This window comes from Glycomyces tritici (genome assembly GCF_030403505.1).
This window is the reverse complement of the sequence record NZ_JAUEMJ010000002.1, coordinates 13,051-31,936: the sequence shown is the minus strand read 5'-3', so window position 1 is coordinate 31,936 and position 18,886 is coordinate 13,051. Positions and strand designations below refer to the sequence as shown.

Below are 18,886 nucleotides of genomic sequence, written 5' to 3'. Positions count from 1 at the left end.
AACGTAGGGAGGGTTCATGGCCGGCAAACGCAGCAGGGCGCAAGGAGAGCTCGAGCGCGAGATCCTCGCGATTCTGCGCGCGAATGACCTGCCGCTCAGCGGCAAGGAGATCCTCGAGGTCTTCCCGGGCGACAAGCCGGCCTATACGACGCTGCTGACCACGCTCGATCGGCTGCGTCTCAAGGGCGATGTCGAGAAGGTCGGCGCCGCGGCCCGGAACATGCGGTTCAGAGCCACCAGGACCGACCCGGAGCACACGGGCAAGGCGATGCTCGACCGGCTTACCGAGTCCAGCGACCGCCGGGCCTCCCTGCTCAAGTTCGCCGGCAGCCTCGATCCGGGGGACATCGAGGTGCTGCGTGACGCGTTGATACCCAAGGCTCCGAAGGCCGACCGCAACGGATGATCGCCTTGGCGCTGACGCTCGTCGCCTACGCATTGGCGACTTTGGCGGCCGCTCCGCTGCTGGTCGGTCGCGGCCGATGGCGCGTGCACCGTCCGGGCCTGGCACTGACGGCTTGGTTCGCGATGTTCTTCAGCGGCCTGTTCGCAGCGACGGGGAGCCTGGCGGCAGCGGTGGCCGCGGCGCTCGATCAGGTCCTCGACGCCCACCGGGACTCCGATTCGGTGCTCGGACTGTTGGGGGTCATCGCCCTGTGCTGGCTCGGCTTCGGTCCGCTCGGCGCGGCGCTGTTCGTCGTTACGGAGCGGGCCCGTCCGATCCTGCTGCGGGAACAGGAGACCCGGCTCGAACTGACGGAACTGGTGCACCGGCTGCGCTACCGCACCGAGCGGTTCGGTGACCTCACGGTGGGATTCCTGCGGTACGAGCGGGCGTTCGCGTGCACGCTGCAGGGCCTGGACATGGACGTACTGGTCTCATCGGGGGCGGCGAGTGCCCTGTCGCGAGCTGAACTCGCTGCGGTCATCGAGCACGAGCGGGCCCACGTCGACCTGCGGCACGGGCTGGTACTGCGCCTGGCCGAAGTCAACGCCGCCTGCCTGCCGCGCGTGCGTGCGGCCGCCGAGATGATGCGGTCGAGCGCCCTGCTCGTCGAACTCGTCGCGGACGATGCGGCCGCGAGGCGGTGCGGCGGCGCTGTCGCGGGCGCGCTGCGCACGTTGGGGACGCTCGAGGGCGACGAGTCGATGCTCTTGCGTGCCATGCGATTGGAACAGCGGCAGGACGCGGCACGGCATGTGGAGGCGGCTCGCTAGCCACCGGTCATTCGACCTCGAATGGAATATCGGTGCACCCGGTTCGAGGTCCGAAGGCCTCACTTGTCGATTCGGGGGCCTGGATGATGGGTTCTAGCCGTTCGCCAAGTCACTCGGAGGTGGGCTCAAGTTGTCTTTGTTCTACATCCGATAGATTAAGGATTGTTCTCACCGCACCCGTCGAGAGGCGCAGTCCGTGGATTCGAATCCGACTCGATCGCAATTGCGGATCGCGTTGCTGCCCATCGCGGTCGCCGCCGTTGCGCTGGCACCGCCACTGGCGACGACGGCCCTCGTCGGCGATTCGGGCTTCACGCAGGTCGGCCTCGGCTACCCGGGGTCGTTCACGGCGTTCACCGCCACCGTGCTCCAGTCGGTGGCGTTGCTCGCCTCGTGGTTGACCGTGGGCGGCCTGTGCGTCGTCATGTTCCTGCTGCCGACTCGACGCACCCGGCCTCAGGCCGTCCATGATGGACTCGACCTGTCGATCGTCCGGAGGGCCGTGGTCGCGTGGGCCGTCTCCGCGGCAGCGATGGTGCCGGTCTCCGCGGCAGACGCCGGCGGTAAACCGCTTTCTGCCCTGGGCGATCGCGCAGGGCTGTCGTTCCTGTTGACTTCCACCGACTTCCCGGTGGCGTGGATGATCTCGACAGCGGCGGCGGGACTCGCCGCCCTGCTACTGCGCCGAGCGTTCCTGTGGCGGCATCTCCTTGGGCCGCTCGCGCTCGCCGTGCTCGCGATCCTCGCTCCGGTCGTGGTGGGCGACATCCTGGTCGGGCCCGGACACGATCACGGCGGCGACGCCGGGACGGTCCAAGCCGTAGCCGAGGCCGTGCTCTTCGGCGCGGCGACCGTGCTGGCGCTGCGAGCCGCGAATGGGTCGCCGCCGCCGGTTCCCGCAGTGCGCCGGTTCGCTCTGGTCGGCGCCGCCGCACTGCCGCTGCTGGCGCTGTCGGCGGTCGTCCTGCTGCGGTTCAGGATGGCGGGCCTAGCTCCATTGTCGAATCCGACCGGGCGCTGGAGCCTCCTTGCGATCGCGAGCCTCGCGGTCACCGTCGCAGTGGTTGTGGCCCTGTCGCGTAGGCCCGAGGCCTGGTCCGGCCAGCTCTTCGCGGTCATCGCCCTCACCGGAGCCGTCACCGCCGCCGCCCACGGCTCGATGGGCCGCATTCCGCCGCCGCAATACTTCGTGCCGACCGAACTGATCGAGGTCTTCTTGGGCTACACCTTGCCCGATGCGCCCGACCTTGGAACGCTGCTGACCGCCTGGCGGCCGAACCTGCTGTTCACCGTCATCGCCGGAGCGGCGATCGTCGGCTACGGCGCCGCATGGATCCGCATCGCCAGATCCGGCGAGCGGTGGCCGGTCGGTCGCGGCATCGCCTGGATGCTCGGCTGGGCCACGGTCGTGTTCGCCACGAGTTCAGGCGTCGGCAAGTACGCCGGTGCCGACTTCGCTATCCACATGGTCATGCACATGGGACTGAACATGCTCGCGCCGATGCTCATGGCGCTCGGCGGGGTCGTGACGCTGGTGCTCAAAGCGGCCCGGCCCGCGGGCCGCGGCGAACCCGTCGGGGTGTACGAGTGGACCGGCGAACTCATGCGCTGGCGACCGGGAGCGGTGGCGTACCACCCGGTGCTGGTGTTCGTGCTCTTCATCAGCTCCTATTACGGGCTGTACCTGACGGAGCTGTTCGGGATCGCGATCCGGTTCCACTGGGCGCACCAGCTCATGAACGTGCACTTCCTGGTCACCGGCTACCTGTTCTACAGCCTCGCGGTCGGCGTCGACCGCGGGCCGCGCCAGCTGCCGCACATCGGCCGCCTCGGCTTCGTGTTCGCCTCGATGCCGTTCCACGCGTTCTTCGGCGTGGTCCTGATGTCGATGTCCACTGTCATCGCCGAGACCTTCTACCGCTACCTCGACCAGCCCTGGGCGACCGACCTGCCCGCCTCCCAGCGCGCCGGCGGCGGCATCGCCTGGGCAGGGGCCGAGATCCCACTGCTCATCCTCATCATCGCGCTGTCGCTGCAATGGGCCCGCAGCGACGAGCGGGAGGCGCTTCGCAAGGACCGGCACTACGACACCGGCCTGGACGACGAGTTCGAAGCGTACAACCGCATGTTGAAGGCGCTCTCCGAGCGTCCCGGCGCGCCGGGCCCGCAGGAGACGCGATCCAGATGACCGTCACAGAAACCGCCCCCGAGCGGACGGCGACTTCATTCGACCTCGACATCGAAGGCATGACCTGCGCGGCCTGCGCGGGCCGAGTGGAGAAGGCGCTCAACCGCCTCCCCGGTGTCACGGCGACGGTGAACTTCGCCGCCGAGCGCGCCACGATCACGGGCGTCGCGGACGCAACGCAGGCCGTCGCCGCCGTCGAACGCGCCGGATACCGCGCGCAGCCCGTCGGCGCAGACCAGGGGCGTTCCCGCACCGTGGCCTTCGACCGAATCAGCTCACTGCGGCGGCGATTGACGGTAGCGGCGCTCCTGACCGTGCCGCTCATGGACGCCACGATCGTCCTCGCCCTAGTCCCCGGCCTGCGCTTCCCAGGCTGGGAGTGGGCGTGCGTACTCCTGGCGGTGCCGATCGTGACCTGGGCCGCCGCACCCTTCCACCGGGCGACGTGGAACAACCTGCGCCACGGCGCGGTCACCATGGACACCCTCGTCTCGCTCGGCATCGCCGTCGCGTTCGGCTGGGCGGTGGCCTCGATCCTCTGGGGCGGCTACGACGGCGGGCGATGGCTCGGGTTCGGCGTGGCACCCGGTGGCGCGCACGCGATCTACCTCGACGTGGCCGCCGGAATGACCACGTTCCAGCTCGCCGGCCGCTACTTCGAGGCGAAGGCCCGGCGCCGCGCCGCCGACGTACTGGAAGCGCTGCGGGCCCTCGAAAGTCCCACGGCACGGCTGCTGCGCGACGGCGAGGAGCTGATCGTGCCGACCGCCGAGCTGCAGATCGGGGACCGCGTCCAGGTGTTCGCCGGTGAGGCGATCCCCACCGACGGCAGGGTGGTCGCGGGCCGGTCCGCGATCGACACGAGCGCCATGACAGGCGAACCGGTCCCGCGCGAAGCCTCCATTGGGGACGCGGTGATCGGGGCGACCGTCAGCACCGACGGCATGATCACCGTCGAGGTCGGTGCCACGAGAGCGGCCACGCAGCTGTCGCGGATGGCCGCGATCGCCGAGCGGGCGCAGGAGCGCAAGGCCCGCGTGCAGCGCCTTGCCGACCGCGTGGTGGCGGTGTTCGTGCCCGCGGTCATCGCGATCGCCCTCGTGACCGGACTCGCGTGGGTCTTCGCCGGCGGTGTCGGCGGTGAGGCAGTGAGCGCAGCGATCGCGGTGCTCATCATCGCATGCCCGTGCGCGCTCGGCCTCGCCACGCCCACCGCCCTCATGGTCGGCATCGGCCGCGGCGCCCAGCTCGGCATCCTCATGAAGGGCCAGGACGCATTGGAGGCCTCGGGCCACATCGACACGGTCGTGCTCGACAAGACCGGCACGCTGACCGACGGCCGGATGACCGTCCGCACCGTCGCGATGGTCGGATCCCTCAGCGAGCCAAGGGTGCTCGCGTTCGCGGCGGCGGTCGAGCGGCCCGCTTCGCACGCGGTCGCCCGAGCCGTGGTCGAGCGTGCGGCAGCGTCCGGCCTGGCGATCGGCGAGGTCGAGGATTTCGCGCTGATGCCGGGCCTCGGGGCCCACGGCGTCGTGGACGGCCGTGAGGTCCTCGTCGGCAACGAGTCTCTTTTGCATGACCGAGGCGTCGAGATCACCACTGCCGCCCGGAAGGCCGCCGACCGCGTCGGATCGGACGGCGAAACGCTCATGATGGTCGCCGTGGCTGGTCGGCTCGAAGCCGTGTTCGGGCTGGCCGACTCCATCAAGGACTCCGCCGCCGAGGCTGTGGCGCAATTGCAGGCGCTCGGGCTGCGCACGATACTGCTCACCGGCGACGGCCCCGCCGCGGGCCGCGCGGTCGCCGACCGTCTCGACATCGCCGAGGTCCTCGCGGGGATCCTGCCCGCTGACAAGGCCGCTGCCGTTGCGACGCTTCAGGAAGAGGGATGCAAGGTCGCCATGGTCGGCGACGGCGTCAACGACGCGGCGGCGCTGGCCCAAGCCGACCTCGGGCTGGCGCTCTCCTCGGGCACCGACATCGCGCTCCAGTCCGCCGACATCATCCTGGTCCGCGACGACCTGTCCGCGGTGCCCGACGCCATCCGGCTCTCCCGTCGGATCCTCCGCATCATCAAGGGAAACCTGGTGTGGGCCTTCGGATACAACGTCGCCGCCATCCCCATCGCCGCGCTCGGCCTGCTCAACCCGCTCATCGCCGCCGCCGCGATGTCGCTGTCGTCGATGTTCGTGGTCCACAACAGCCTGCGGCTGCGCCGATTCTCCGCCAGTGGACGGCGAAGCATCGAGTACCGGGCCGGAAGCTGAGGTGTGGCCCGTCGGTTCAGGCGGCCCGCGAGATTGTTATTCTACAAACTGTAGAATAATGACACCGATAGGAAGATCCTCCATGCCGCATGCCCCCACAAGCTGCTTCCTCGCGGCCCTTTGCACCGCGGCGGCGCTCGCCGCCGTGGCCGCCTGCTCCGAAACGGACGCCTCGACCAGCGCAGCCGACGACGGCACCGGAGTCGGAGGCGGCGCCACCGAGTACCCGCTCACGATCGACAACTGCGGCCGCGAAGTGACCTTCGAGGCGCCGCCGGAGAACGTGGTGATCATGAACGGCGCCTCGGTCGGCGAGGTCGAGTCGTTCCTCGTGCTCGGCGTGGAGGACGCGATCCTCGCCAACGCCCAGTCGTACGGGATCTCCGAGGACCCCGCGATGGTCGAGCGGATCGCCGCGCTGCCCGACGGCGGCCTCACCCTCAACGAGAACTTCGACGTCCCCGCCGAGCAGCTGCTCGCGCTCGAACCCGACCTCGTCATCTCCACCGCCGCCGGCGGATTCGACCCCGCCTACGGCTTCGCCCCCCGCGACGAGCTCGCCGCGATCGGCGCGAACTCCCTCATCACCCCCGCCAACTGCGCGCTCGGGGCGACCGACGCCACCGCCGAGCAGCAGGAGGCGTTCGCGAACGCGAGCGTCGAAGACTCCTACGCCCTCCTGCGAGTGCTCGGCAGGGTCTTCGACGTCCAGGACAAGGCCGAGGAGGTCGTGGCCGACATGACCGCCCGCATCGACGCGGTCGAAGCGGCGGTCGAAGGCACCGAACGGCCCACCGCGCTCATCGTCTACCCCGGCATGTCCATGATGAACGCCAACGGTCTGCCCGCTGTTATGGCCGGCGGCATCTTCGACGACGTGCTCCACCGCGCCGGCACCCTCAACTCGTTCGCCGACGACGCCGACGTCACCGCCTCGCTGAGCCAGGAGCAGCTGGCCGCCGCCGACGTCGACCTGCTGGTCGTCGGCGGGTTCACGCCGGGCGAGGATCTGGACGCCGAAGCGCAGGCACTGTTCGAGGCCTACCCGGACTGGGCGGCGAGTCGGACCGGCAGTTACGTGACCGTGTCCGATGGGGTCTATCTGGGACCGCTGAACGCCCTGGCCATCGAGAAGATCGCCCAGAGTGCACACCCTGACCGCCTCTGAGAGCCTGGCGCGCCTGCGGCGCGGCGACCGACGCCGTCGCGTCGCGGCGCTCACCGCGCTCGGGGCGGCCCTGCTCGTTCTGGCCGTGCTCGGCGTCGCCGTCGGGTCCGTCCCGGTTGCACCCGACCGGATCTGGGCCGTGCTCGCCGCCAAGGCGGGCCTCGGCAGCGATGCGACGACGCTGGAATCCACCATCGTCTGGACACTGCGCCTGCCACGGGTGGCGATGGCCGTCGTCGTCGGCGCGACGCTGTCGCTCGCCGGGGCGGCCCTCCAAGCGCTCGTCCGCAACCCGCTCGCCGACCCGTACGTCCTCGGCGTCTCCTCGGGCGCGTCGCTCGGCGCGGTGGCTGTGATGACGTTGGGCGCGGCATCCCTTGGGGGCCTGTCCGTTCCGGGCGCGGCCTTCCTCGCCGCCGCCGTCGTTCTGGCCGTGGTCTACGCTTTCGCGCAGCGCGCGGGCTCGTTCACGGATGCGCGCCTCGTGCTCGCCGGCGTCGCGCTCGGATACGTCGCGATGGCCGCCACCAGTTTCCTCCAGTTGCTGGCCGAACCGGCGGAGCTGCGCGGCATCATGTTCTGGACCATGGGGAGCCTCGCCGGCGCCCGCTGGGAGGCCCTGCCGATTCCGGTCGTCACACTCATCGCGGTCGGCGCGTGGCTGCTCGCGCAGGGGCACCCGCTCAATGCGCTCGCGCTCGGGGACGACGATGCGATCGCCGTGGGCGTGGACCTCAAACGCATGCGGCTCGGGCTGCTCGCCGCCTCAGCGGTGCTGACCGCGGTCGCCGTCAGCGTCGCCGGGGGGATCGGCTTCATCGGGCTCATCGTTCCGCACATCATGCGCTTGGCGGTGGGCGCCGACCACCGGATCCTCCTGCCCGCGTCCGCGCTCGGCGGTGCCGTCATGCTGGTCGGGGTCGATCTCATCGCGCGCACCGTCGGCAGCCCGAACGAGTACCCGGTCACGATCTTCACCGCGCTCATCGGCGGGCCGTTCTTCCTGTGGCTCATGCGCGCCCGCGACAAGGAGGCGATGTGAGGGTCGTCATCCGCGACGTCACCGTCGCCTTCGGCCGCACCGAGGTGCTGCGCGAGGTCGACCTGGACGTGCCGGACGGGTCGATGACGGCGATCGTCGGCCCGAACGGCTCGGGGAAGTCGACGCTGCTGCGCGTGATCTACGGCGGGCTGCGCCCCGACCGCGGCACGGTCCATATCGGTGACACGGACGTGCTCGCTGCCTCACCGAGGCGCGTCGCCGCCCTGCGCGGCGTCGTGCCGCAGCAGCAGCCGGCCGCCGGCGGCCTGCGCGTCGCCGACGTGGTCGCCACAGCCCGACAGCACCGCTGGTACGAACGGGAGACGGCCGCCGACGTCGACGCGATCGGCTCGGCCATGAAACGGTGCGGAGCCGCACACCTCCTGCACCGGCGCTTCGACTCGCTCTCCGGAGGTGAGCGCCAGCGCGTCCTCCTGGCGCGCGCCCTCGCGCAGGGCGCACCGGTGCTTCTCCTCGACGAACCGACCAATCACCTCGACCCGGGTGCGCAGCTCGAACTGCTCGCCATCGTCCGCTCCCTTGAAACGACGCGGATCATCGTGCTGCACGATCTCGACCACGCACTGACGCACGCCGATCAGGTCACCGTCCTCCATGAGGGACGAGTGCTGGCCTCGGGCGAGCCCGAGCAGGCGCTGTCGCCCGGGACCGTGCGGGCGGCCTTTGGCCTGCACTCGGCGATCGCGCCGCATCCGCTCACCGGCCGCCCGCATTTGACGTGCGCGCTGCCGGAATGACGTATTCGCAAGGGCCGCACCGAAGCGTGCTTGGGGTCGGTTGGAGGTGCAGGCGTTCGCTGGTAGCGGCAATGCACGGCGAGACGGTCCCACCGTCGACAACGCCGCTGCAGCGGATCATCCGAGCCGCCGGGGAGTCTGGTCCCGCCGAGCGGTCGACTCCCTCCAGAGCAGACGGCTGACCGGTCCGGGCGATGGTGCCAGGTCTCGTCCGGTGACGGCCTTGACAAGCCGGACCATGCCATTGCGTCCGACGCCTTCGAGGTCGAGTTCGACCGAAGTGAGTGCGGGCGTGAGGAACCGTCCGAACTCGGTGTCGTCCCAGCCGGTGACGCTGAGGTCCCGCGGGATCTCCAGCCCGTGTTCACTCGCCCAGCGCATCACTCCGACGGCGACCATGTCGTTGCCGGCGATGACGGCCGTGGGCAGGGCCCCGTGCGGCAGCGCCCGCATGGCGTCGAATCCGGACCGGGCCGTCCAGTCGCCCTCGAATACGCCGGCCGACTCGACTCCCAAGCGGTCGACGGCTTCCAGGTAGGCGTCCTTTCTGGCTCGTGCCGACGCGTATTTCAGATCCCCGGCGACATGGTAGAAGCGCCGGTGACCCAGACCCGAGAGACGTTCGATCATGTCGCGCACCGGTGCGGCGTCGATCAGTTCGCCGACGCTGCGCATCTCGTCGTCGAAGTCGGCCGAGACGACGATGGCCGCGCCGTTCCCGAGCCGACCCTGCGCCGACGGCGCGATGGGGGCCAGTGTCAGAATGCCCTCGACCTGGCCGGAGTCGGCGAGCTCCAAGAGCCGCTCGGTCCGGGCGTCGATGCCGCCTCCGAAGCTGACCAACTCCAGCGAGTATCCGGCCTCGTGCGCGGCCTCGGTCGCCCCGGAGAGGATGCGCGTGGGGTTGCTCGCGACCAGCTCGGGCATCACGATCGCGAGACGGCCGGTGCGCCGCGTGTTCAGGTACCTCGCGACCAGGTTCGGCCGGTAGTCCAGTTCGCTGACGGCCGCGTCAATGCGGGCGAGGGTCTGCGGTTTCAGGCCCTCCCTTGATCGCAGGTACCGGGACACGGTCTGATGCGAGACGTCCGCCAGCCGGGCCACTTCCCTGATCGTCGGTCGCCGGGGGTCCTCAGGGCGTTCGGTCATCGACAGATTCCTTCCACTGACTCAGATGAATATCTTGACACAATAGTGACCGGTCACTATGTTGAAGCCCATCACGAAATAGTGACCGGTCACTCTGAGGTTCGATGCAAAGGAGCGTCAATGCCAGATCCCCTAGCCGCCCCCGGCCGGGCCGCGGCGAGCCGCAGGCGGGACGATCCATGAGCGCGACAACGGAACTGCGCGCCCTGCGGGGGCGCGGTGTCACAGGCAAGCCCGAGAACAAGGCGGCGTTCCTCTTCCTGCTGCCGTGGTTCCTGGGGCTCTTCGTCATCACGCTCGGGCCGATGGCCGCCTCGCTCTTCCTGAGCTTCACCGACTACAACCTGCTGCAGCCGGCAAGGTTCAGCGGTCTCGACAACTTCACCCGGGTGCTCGGCGACGAGCGGCTGCACCAGTCGCTCAAGGTCACGTTCACGTACGTGCTGGTCTCGGTCCCGCTCCAGCTGGCGCTGGCGCTTGGGCTGGCGCTGCTGCTGGACCGCGGTCTGCGGGGCTTGGCGTTCTACCGCTCGGCGTTCTACCTGCCCTCGCTCATCGGAGGCAGCGTCGCCATCGCCGTCCTTTGGCGCACCGTCTTCGGTGCCGACGGCCTGTTCAACCAAGGCCTAGCACTCATCGGCATCGACGGCCCCGGCTGGATCTCCGAGCCCGGCACCGCACTGGGCACGCTCATCGTCCTCAACGTCTGGACCTTCGGTTCACCGATGGTGATCTTCCTGGCCGGGCTGCGGCAGATCCCGCGCATGTACTACGAAGCGGCCTCTGTCGACGGCGCCTCCAGGTCGCGCCAGTTCCGCAGCGTCACACTGCCATTGCTGACACCGATCATCTTCTTCAACCTGGTCCTGCAGATCATCCACGCGTTCCAGTCGTTCACCCAGGCGTTCGTCGTCTCCAGCGGCACCGGCGGCCCGGCCGACTCGACGCTCTTCTACTCGCTGTACCTGTACCAGCGGGGATTCGGGGCGTTCGACATGGGTTACGCGTCAGCGCTGGCCTGGCTGCTGCTGCTCATCATCGGCGCCTTCACCGCGATCAACTTCTGGGCCTCCAAGTATTGGGTCTTCTACGATGACTGACACCCTCGCCCCGGCCCTCGTCCGCAGCGCTCCCCCCGGGAAGCCGCGCCGCCGCGCCCCCGGAAACGTCCGCTGCATCGTCAAGCACGCGGTGCTCATCCTCTGCGCACTGGTGATGCTCTACCCGATCCTGTGGATGATCGTCAGTTCCCTGCGGCCCGAAGACGTCATCTTCCGCGACCCGAGCCTGATCCTCCGCGATCTGGAGACCGGCAACTACGCCGAAGGCTGGGGGGCCTTCGCCGATCCGTTCAGCCACTACCTGATCAACTCCACGATCGTGGTGGCCGGCGCGATCATCGGGAACCTCGTCGCCTGCTCCATGGCCGCCTACGCGTTCGCCCGGCTCGAATTCTCCGGCAAGCGGCTGTGGTTCGGCATCATGCTGGTCACGATCATGCTGCCGGTCCACGTCATCATCGTCCCGCAGTACGTGCTGTTCTCGCAGTTCGGCTGGGTCAACACCTTCCTGCCGCTCATCCTGCCGAAGTTCCTCGCCACCGACGCGTTCTTCGTGTTCCTCATGGTCCAGTTCATCCGCGGCATCCCCCGCGAACTCGACGAGGCCGCCCGCATCGACGGCGCCGGCCACCCGCGGATCTTCGCCCAGATCATCCTGCCGCTCATGGTCCCCGCGCTCGCGACCACCGCCATCTTCACCTTCATCTGGACCTGGAACGACTTCTTCTCCCAGCTGATCTACCTGACCGACCCCGACATGTACACCGTCCCGCTGGCATTGCGCGCCTTCGTGGACACCCAGGCCGGCACCAACTGGGGCGCGACCCTCGCCATGAGCGTGGTCTCGCTGCTGCCGGTCTTCCTCCTCTTCCTGTTCGGCCAGCGGTTCCTCCTGCGGGGCATCGCCACCACCGGCGGCAAGTGATCCACCCGAACCCTTCGACAACCCTTCGCAAAGGAGCGACACCATGCAACGCCGACTCATACTCCGCGGCGCCGGGGCCTCGGCCGCCGCACTCACCGCCGGATCCTCGCTGACCGCCTGCGGCACGGGCGGCGGCGGGGAGATGGAACTCAGTGACGAACCCGTCGAATTGCGCCTCACCTGGTGGGGCTCGGACACCCGCGCCGAACTCACCGAGCAGGCCATCGCCGCGTTCGAAGCCGAGCACGCGAACATCACCGTCAAGGGCGAGTTCAAGGACTGGAGCGGGTACTGGGACGCGCTCGCGACCACGACTGCCGCAGACGACTCCCCTGACGTCCTGCAGATGGACGAGCAATACCTCGCCTCCTACGGCTCCCGCGGAGCGCTGCTCGACCTCGGCACCGCCGGCGAGTTCCTCTCGACTGACGGCATCGAGCCGTCGGTCCTGGAGACGGGCCGGCTCGACGGCGTGCAGTACGCGATGCCCATCGGTGTCGCCGTCCTGTCCTGCGTGGTCAACCAGGACCTGTTCGACCAGTACGGCGTCAGTCTGCCCGACGGCAATACCTGGACCTGGGACGACTACGCCGCGCTCGCGGCCTCGCTGACCGAGGCTAGCGGCGGCGCGATCAACGGCTCGGGACTGTCCGGTTCGGACAACGGAAGCATCCGCTACTGGTCGCGCCTACACGGCGGCGAACTGTTCGGCGAGGACTCGAAGGTCGTGCTCGACCCGCAGACCCTTGCCGCCCAATGGGAATACTGGCTCGACATGATCGCCTCCGGCGCGTGCGAGAGCGCCGCCCAGATGGTCGAGGGCATGAACGCCGGCATCGGCGGCGACGGCATGTCGACCGGCAAGATCGCCATGGGCTTCCTCTTCAACACCCAGATCACCGCCATGCGCGAGGCCAGCGGGGCGAACATGCAGCTGGTCAAGATGCCTGGCAGCGGCGAGGTCGACGCGAACTACTTCAAACCGTCCATGTACTGGTCGGTCTCATCGCAGAGTGAACACCCCGCCGAAGCCGCGCTGTTCGTCGACTTCCTTGTCAACAGCACCGCGGCCGCCGACATCATCGGCACCGAGCGCGGCATCCCCTCCAATACCGCCGCCCTCGAGCACATCACCGCCGACCTCGCCGAGAGCGACCGGCTCGCGGTCGAGTACATGAACTCGGTGACCCCCGGCCCCCCGGCCGTCGTCACCCCCAAGGGCGGCAGCGAGCTCGAGCCGATCCTGCGACGGAACGCCCAGCAGGTGTACTTCGGCGAGGCCGAACCGCTCGCGGCGGCGGAGTCCTTCGTCGAGGAGCTGCAGGGCGAGATCGACGCCGCCAAGTGACCCCGGCTCCGGTGGCCGCCGACCCCGGCGGCCACCGGAACACACCACCACCAGAAACAGAAAGAACGGCACCTCCATGACCCGAAACCCGGTCCTCCGGGCCGCCGTCATCGGCACCGGCGGCATTGCCGGCGCCCACGCGGCCGCCCTGGCAGACTTGCCCGACCGCGTCGAACTGGCCGCGGTGGCCGACATCGATTCGTCCCGAGCGGCCGCATTCGCCGAGCGGTTCGCGATCCCCGCCGTGTACACCGATGCCGAGTCCCTGTTCGCGAACGAGGCGCTCGACCTCGTCCACATCTGCACGCCGCCGCGAAGCCATGCGCCGCTGGCGATCACGGCGATGCGCGCAGGCGTGCCGGCACTGGTCGAAAAACCGACAGCGCTGAGCCTGGCCGAGATGGACGAGCTCGCGGCCGTCCAGGCCACAACCGGCGTGCCGGTGCTGACGGTGTTCCAGCACCGGTTCGGAGCCGCGGCCGTGCGCCTGCGCGCGCTGGCCGAATCAGGCAAGCTCGGCCGCCCTCTCGTGGCGACCTGCGAGACGCTCTGGTACCGCGACGACTCGTACTTCGAAGCCCCATGGCGCGGGCGCTGGGAGAACGAGGGCGGCGGCCCGACCATGGGCCACGGCATCCACCAGTTCGACCTGCTCCTGTCGATCCTCGGACCTTGGGCCGAGGTCACCGCCATGGCCGACCGCCTCGCACGCCCGACCGACACCGAGGACGTCTCGACGGCACTCGTCCGCTTCGACAGCGGCTGCCTCGCCACCGTGGTGAACTCGGTGATCTCGCCGCGCGAGACCTCCCGGCTCCGGTTCGACTTCGAGCACGCCACGGCCGAGGTCGAGCACCTCTACGGCTACACCGCAGCCGACTGGCGCTTCACCCCCGCACCCGGGCAGGAGCACCTTGCCCAACTGTGGACGGCCGAGGCCGGACCCGACCGCAAGGGCGGCCACGCCCTGCAGATCGAGGCGATCCTCGACGCGCTCGCCGCGGGCGAGCCACCGGGTGTGTCCCTCGCCGAGGCCCGCCGGACCCTGGAGCTCGCCGCCGCGACCTACGCCTCGGCGTTCCGCGGCCGCCCGGTGGCCGCCGGGGAGCTCGGACCCGAAGACCCGTTCACCCGCAGTATGGACGGCGGCGCCGTCCCGTGGAACCCGATCAAGGAGCGATCAGCATGACCGGAATCGACATTCGCCACCACCTGGGTACGTCCCTCACCGTCGGCGACGGCCGAGTGGACCTCTTCGAGTACGTCTACGGGCCCGATTCTCCCCAGTTGGAGTCGCCCAAGCCCTACCTGCACCCGATCCGCACGCGCGCCGTCGCGTGGTCAGCCTCTTCCGGCCCTGGGACCATGTGTGGCACAAGGGCATCGCCCTGTCGCTCCCGCACGTGGGGGAGGAGAACTTCTGGGGCGGCCCGACTTACGTCCACGGCAAGTCCTATGTGCAGCTCGACAACAACGGCACCCAGCACCACCGTGAGTTCACCCGGCTGGAGACCAGCGACCGCGTCGCGGCCATCGCCCACGACCTGGACTGGATCACCGAGTCCGGAACGAAGTGCTTCACCGAGCACCGCGCCATCACCGCGCGAGTCCTGTCCCCCGAAGCGTGGATGCTGACGTTCGAGACGACGCTTCACAACGTTTCCGGACACGACATCGCGATCGGGTCGCCCACCACCAAGGGCCGCGAGAACGCCGGCTACGGCGGCTTGTTCTGGCGGGGGCCCCGATCGTTCACCGACGGCCGCCTGGTGACGACGAACGGCTCGGGATCCGGCAACGAGATGCGCGGAGGACGCCACGAATGGATGGGCTTCGCCGGACGCCATGACCACGACGACGCCGCCTCATTGGTGGTCATGGTCGACGACGCCGGAAACCCGTGCCATCCGCCGCAGTGGTTCGCCCGTTCAGAGGAGTTCGCCTGTCTGAACCCCGCGCCGTTCTTCTCTGAGGAGCTGACCGTCGCCGATGGCCAGACGATCCGCTTCCGCTACGGCGTCGGGATCGCCGACGCAGACGCCGACGCGGCGCCCGAACTCGCCAATTCGGTGCGAAGCGAATTGACGGACGCCGCATTGCCTTCGAGCGCTTGAGGTCGCATCGACTCCACGGACGTCGACGCGGCGGGCGACCTCACTCTCGGCCGAGCCGGGGCGGATCAGTGCGAAGGGCTCCGGAATACACGACGTCCGATCTCCGCCTGATATCCGAGCCGGGTTCGTTCCAGATGCGCATCCGCCGCCCGGCCGGCCGCCTCGGCGTCACCCCTGCGGATCGCATCGAGGATGGCGGCGTGCTCGTCGCGAGCGACCATCAGCGGTCCGCCGCTGAAGCCGTCGAACGCGGCGACGACGACACGATGCTGCAGTGATTGCGCGGACGCGATGGACTCGGCGAGGAGGTGATTGTGCGAGGCGGCCGCCACAGCGCGATGGAAGGCTTCGTCGGCGTTCGCCGCCGCCGCGATATCACCGTTCTCGGCTGCGGTGGTGTAGTCGGCGAGCGCGTTGTCGATGGCCACCAACTCCGCCGGCGTCGCGCGCTCCGCGGCGAGCTCCGCAGCTGCCCGCTCCTGAACGCCGCGGAACTCGAACAGCATCATCACGTGGTCGACGCTCATCGGAATGAACGCGGTCGTGACCTGCTCGCCGAGGTCGGAAGGATCGGCGACGAAGATCCCGCGGCCGCGCTGGACGGTGATCCGGCCCGTGGCCGCCAGCGTTTTGAGTGCGTCCCGAGCGATGGTCCGGCTGATGCCGAGCAGCTCCGCGAACCGCGCCTCGGTGGGCAGGCGGTTACCCGGCCCGAACCCTTGCTCGTCGATGTATCGCATGATCTGCTCGGCGGCCCTTGAGTACCCCGGCCGGTACACGCGTGCCGACTCGGCTGTGGGCCCGACGGTTTCAGTCATCAACTGCCTCTCAGTGGTCGTTACATATAAGCATGCTTCATGTGCTGCGTCCAACCCTCTGAACACCGGTCGCGGAATGACGCTGCTTCATCTACGCCGCCCGGATCAGGTCGGCTCGGTGCGAATCGCCAGGCGATGCGTCCTATTGAACTATTGACATGTATTATTGCGCTGCTAGACTCGGCGATGAACCATATTGACCATGCTTCATCGACGAAATTCCTCGGAGACTTGTCTCAATGAACCAGCTTCATCGAGATTCAGGAGCGAGTCGGCTCGAGACCCGGCGGACACGTCTCGAGGCGTCGATTTCCCGCAAGCCGAGAGGGAAAGATGAGACCCACGATCAGCACCCGAAGAACCGGAATCCTGGCGATCCTCGTGGCGCTGGCGGTCGCCCTGGCCGGCTTCGTGCCGGTCGACGGAGCACGGGCGGCCGTCCAGCACTCGTTCTACGTGTCGCCGACGGGGAGCGACAGCAACTCCGGCACCGCCGCCGCTCCATGGGCCACCCTGGAGAAGGCACGGAACCACATCCGACAGAACAACCTGAACGACAACATGACCGGTGACGTCGTCGTCTACCTGCGCGGCGGGCGGCACGTCCGCACCGCGCCGTTCGACCTGACCGACGCGGACTCCGGTTCGAACGGGTTCAGAGTCGTCTACCGGGCCTATCCTGGCGAGGCCCCCATCATGGACGGCGGCAAGGCCGTCACCGGCTGGACGCGGGCCGGCAGCGCCCCCTACTACGTCGCCGACGTACCCGAGTCCGCCGGCTACGCCGACTACTTCCGGCAGCTCTACGTCGGCGGCAAGCGCGCCCAGCTGGCGATGAGCGAGGGCATCGCCGGCACCGCATTCTGGAACGATCCCGCGATACCCAACCCCCCGGCGAACCCGGACCGCCCCGACCGCTCCTACGACGGCATCGAATTCCCCGCGGGGAGCGTGCCGGACTATACCAACGTCACCGACGTGCGACTCTTCCACATCGCGATCGGATTCAAGGCCGACTACTTCCCGCTGGTCGACATCAGCACCAGCGGTGCCTACAAGCGCGTCCAGCTCGCCCAGCCGCACTTTCAGGTCCGGTTGAACCGTGACGCGGGGGACTCGCTCAACTTCGACCACACCTACTACTTCCTGAACGCGTTCGAGGAGTTGGACGCGCCCGGCGAGTGGTACCACAACCGCGCGACCGACAAGATCTACTACTACCCCCTGCCCGGGGAGGACGTGAACGCCGTCGGTGCGCACGTCCCAGTGGTCGAGTCGCTGGTGAACATCAAGGGCCGCAGCACGACCGCGAAGGCGCGCGACATCACGTTCGACGGCGTCACCTTCGAGCACGGCAACTGGCTGCTGCCGCGCGACCGTCACATCGGCGGCACCCAGGCCGAGGCGCTGTACGCCGACGACCCGTTCAACGATCCGAACTACGACGGGTACGGCGGCGAGGTGCCCGGCCAGATCAGGCTGACCAACACCAACGGCGTCATGTTCACGAACAACACCGTCCGCAAGATGGGCAGTGGCGGCATCCAACTGCTCGACGGCGCCGAGAACACCACGATCACCGGCAACGTCTTCCACAACCTCACCGCGGCCGGCATCATCGCCGGCCGCTGGATGGACGTGCGCGCGGGCAGCGCGGCGCGAACCAAGAACATCGTCATCAGGAACAACATCGTCACGGACACGGGTGACGACTTCTTCCAGGCGACCGGTATCAGCCTGATGAACACGTACAACGCGGAGATATCGCACAATCTCGTCTACGACACTGCCTACATGGGATTCCACCAGCGCAAGTCAGACGAGTTCAATCTGGTCGACGGAGTCGGGAAGACCACGTTCAGCCACAACGAGCTCTACAACGCCACCGCGAAGCACACCTGGGGCATGTACGACGGTGGCGCCGTCTACACCTTCGGCGCGTGGCCGGGTTCCTCCTTCAGCCACAACTACGTGCACGACCACACGTCGTCGTCGAACTTCTACAGCGACAACCAGAGCTACCAGACCCGCTGGGACTACAACGTGTCACAGGACGGACGGTTCGACTGGTCGAATCGCTACCGCCAGCCCCTGTCGGTGTACGCCTCGCATAACCACACCGACGCGTCCAACAGCACGACCAGCGGCGCCATCTTCGACCGCGACGGCGGACCGCATGTCATCAGCGATGGAGCATGGCCGGCAGAGGCCCGCTCGATCATGGACAGTGCGAGCCTGCAGTCCTCCTACGAGCACTTGCGGTCGAAGGTGCCCGCGACCAACCTCGCCAACGCCGCCACCCTGTCCGACAGCAACCGCAGCACCTGGGATTCCTCGCTGAAAAAGCTGTTCGACGAGACGCTGCACACCGGCGAGGCGAGCGCCGAGCAGAGCGAGGCATGGGTGCAGTTCGACCTCGGGGGCGACTACAACGCGTTCACTTTCACGATCCAGCAGGACAACTGCTGCACGTGGATGATCACGCATTGGAAGGTCCAGCGTTGGAGTGCCAGTCAGAACGCCTGGATCGACATCATGCCCTACCAGGCCATCAACACGACCGCTCCGGTCGTCTACAAGCCGCCCACGCACGTGGCCACCACCAGCATCCGGCTGTTCGTACAGAACACCAACACTGGCGGGAAGATCGGCGTACAGGAGTTCAACGTCACCGGCGAAGCCAAGGGCTAGGGCGGCATCGGCGGCCAAAGCGCCGAGGTCGCACAGGGACGGCAAGGGCGGCCGGAACCAGCAGTTCAGCCGTTGAACCGCTTTCCCTGAAGCGGACAACCCCGCCGGCCCGTAGAGGGCGGCGGGGTTGTCCGGC

The 18,886-nt window shown here is 68.5% G+C and carries 15 protein-coding genes; 13 read left to right on the top strand and 2 right to left on the bottom strand.

Features of this window, described 5'->3' with window-relative positions:
- Positions 1-16 precede the first annotated feature (16 nt).
- From QWI33_RS05415 to QWI33_RS05385, 7 genes are all read left to right on the top strand, one after another.
- Positions 17-406: a BlaI/MecI/CopY family transcriptional regulator gene (locus tag QWI33_RS05415; protein WP_270112598.1), complete on the top strand. Its 390-nt coding sequence runs from the start codon at positions 17-19 to the stop codon at positions 404-406.
- Positions 407-411: 5 nt separating this feature from the next.
- A complete protein-coding gene (locus QWI33_RS05410) occupies positions 412-1,218 on the top strand; it encodes a M48 family metalloprotease (protein WP_270112599.1) in 807 nt (268 codons plus the stop codon).
- Positions 1,219-1,414: 196 nt separating this feature from the next.
- A complete protein-coding gene (locus QWI33_RS05405) occupies positions 1,415-3,406 on the top strand; it encodes a cytochrome c oxidase assembly protein (RefSeq protein ID WP_270112600.1) in 1,992 nt (663 codons plus the stop codon).
- A complete protein-coding gene (locus tag QWI33_RS05400) occupies positions 3,403-5,676 on the top strand; it encodes a heavy metal translocating P-type ATPase (protein ID WP_289955695.1) in 2,274 nt (757 codons plus the stop codon). Before QWI33_RS05405 ends, QWI33_RS05400 begins: the two co-directional genes overlap by 4 nt.
- An 82-nt stretch (positions 5,677-5,758) precedes the next feature.
- The gene (locus QWI33_RS05395; RefSeq protein WP_270112602.1) at positions 5,759-6,844 is read left to right on the top strand and encodes an ABC transporter substrate-binding protein; all 1,086 of its coding nucleotides are present in this window, start codon (positions 5,759-5,761) and stop codon (positions 6,842-6,844) included.
- On the top strand, positions 6,822-7,886 hold the full coding sequence (locus QWI33_RS05390; RefSeq protein WP_270112603.1) for a FecCD family ABC transporter permease: 1,065 nt from the start codon (positions 6,822-6,824) through the stop codon (positions 7,884-7,886). Before QWI33_RS05395 ends, QWI33_RS05390 begins: the two co-directional genes overlap by 23 nt.
- Positions 7,883-8,644 (top strand): ABC transporter ATP-binding protein, encoded by a 762-nt coding sequence (locus QWI33_RS05385; protein ID WP_270112604.1) that lies wholly within the window; start codon positions 7,883-7,885, stop codon positions 8,642-8,644. The genes QWI33_RS05390 and QWI33_RS05385 overlap by 4 nt, the downstream gene beginning before the upstream one ends.
- 117 nt (positions 8,645-8,761) lie before the next feature.
- Here QWI33_RS05385 and QWI33_RS05380 read toward each other — a convergent pair whose 3' ends face one another.
- Positions 8,762-9,793 (bottom strand): LacI family DNA-binding transcriptional regulator, encoded by a 1,032-nt coding sequence (locus QWI33_RS05380; RefSeq protein WP_270112605.1) that lies wholly within the window; start codon positions 9,791-9,793, stop codon positions 8,762-8,764.
- Between the two features lie 179 nt (positions 9,794-9,972).
- Between QWI33_RS05380 and QWI33_RS05375 the strand changes: the two genes are divergently transcribed.
- From QWI33_RS05375 to QWI33_RS05355, 5 genes are all read left to right on the top strand, one after another.
- Complete coding sequence (locus QWI33_RS05375; protein WP_270112606.1) at positions 9,973-10,893, top strand: carbohydrate ABC transporter permease; 921 nt, start codon at positions 9,973-9,975, stop codon at positions 10,891-10,893.
- Entirely contained in the window at positions 10,886-11,779 is an 894-nt protein-coding gene (locus QWI33_RS05370; protein WP_270112607.1) for a carbohydrate ABC transporter permease, read from the top strand. Before QWI33_RS05375 ends, QWI33_RS05370 begins: the two co-directional genes overlap by 8 nt.
- Before the next feature lie 43 nt (positions 11,780-11,822).
- Complete coding sequence (locus QWI33_RS05365) at positions 11,823-13,127, top strand: ABC transporter substrate-binding protein (RefSeq protein WP_270112608.1); 1,305 nt, start codon at positions 11,823-11,825, stop codon at positions 13,125-13,127.
- Between the two features lie 76 nt (positions 13,128-13,203).
- Positions 13,204-14,316: a Gfo/Idh/MocA family protein gene (locus QWI33_RS05360; RefSeq protein WP_270112609.1), complete on the top strand. Its 1,113-nt coding sequence runs from the start codon at positions 13,204-13,206 to the stop codon at positions 14,314-14,316.
- 148 nt (positions 14,317-14,464) lie between these two features.
- Complete coding sequence (locus QWI33_RS05355; RefSeq protein ID WP_289955680.1) at positions 14,465-15,241, top strand: DUF6807 domain-containing protein; 777 nt, start codon at positions 14,465-14,467, stop codon at positions 15,239-15,241.
- A gap of 65 nt (positions 15,242-15,306) precedes the next feature.
- On the opposite strand, the gene QWI33_RS05350 is transcribed toward QWI33_RS05355, so the two are convergent.
- Entirely contained in the window at positions 15,307-16,059 is a 753-nt protein-coding gene (locus QWI33_RS05350; RefSeq protein WP_270112611.1) for a FadR/GntR family transcriptional regulator, read from the bottom strand.
- 333 nt (positions 16,060-16,392) lie between these two features.
- On the opposite strand from QWI33_RS05350, the gene QWI33_RS05345 reads away from it, so the two are divergent.
- Positions 16,393-18,750, top strand: a complete 2,358-nt coding sequence (locus tag QWI33_RS05345) for a right-handed parallel beta-helix repeat-containing protein (protein ID WP_270112612.1) — start codon at positions 16,393-16,395, stop codon at positions 18,748-18,750.
- Positions 18,751-18,886: the final 136 nt, after the last annotated feature.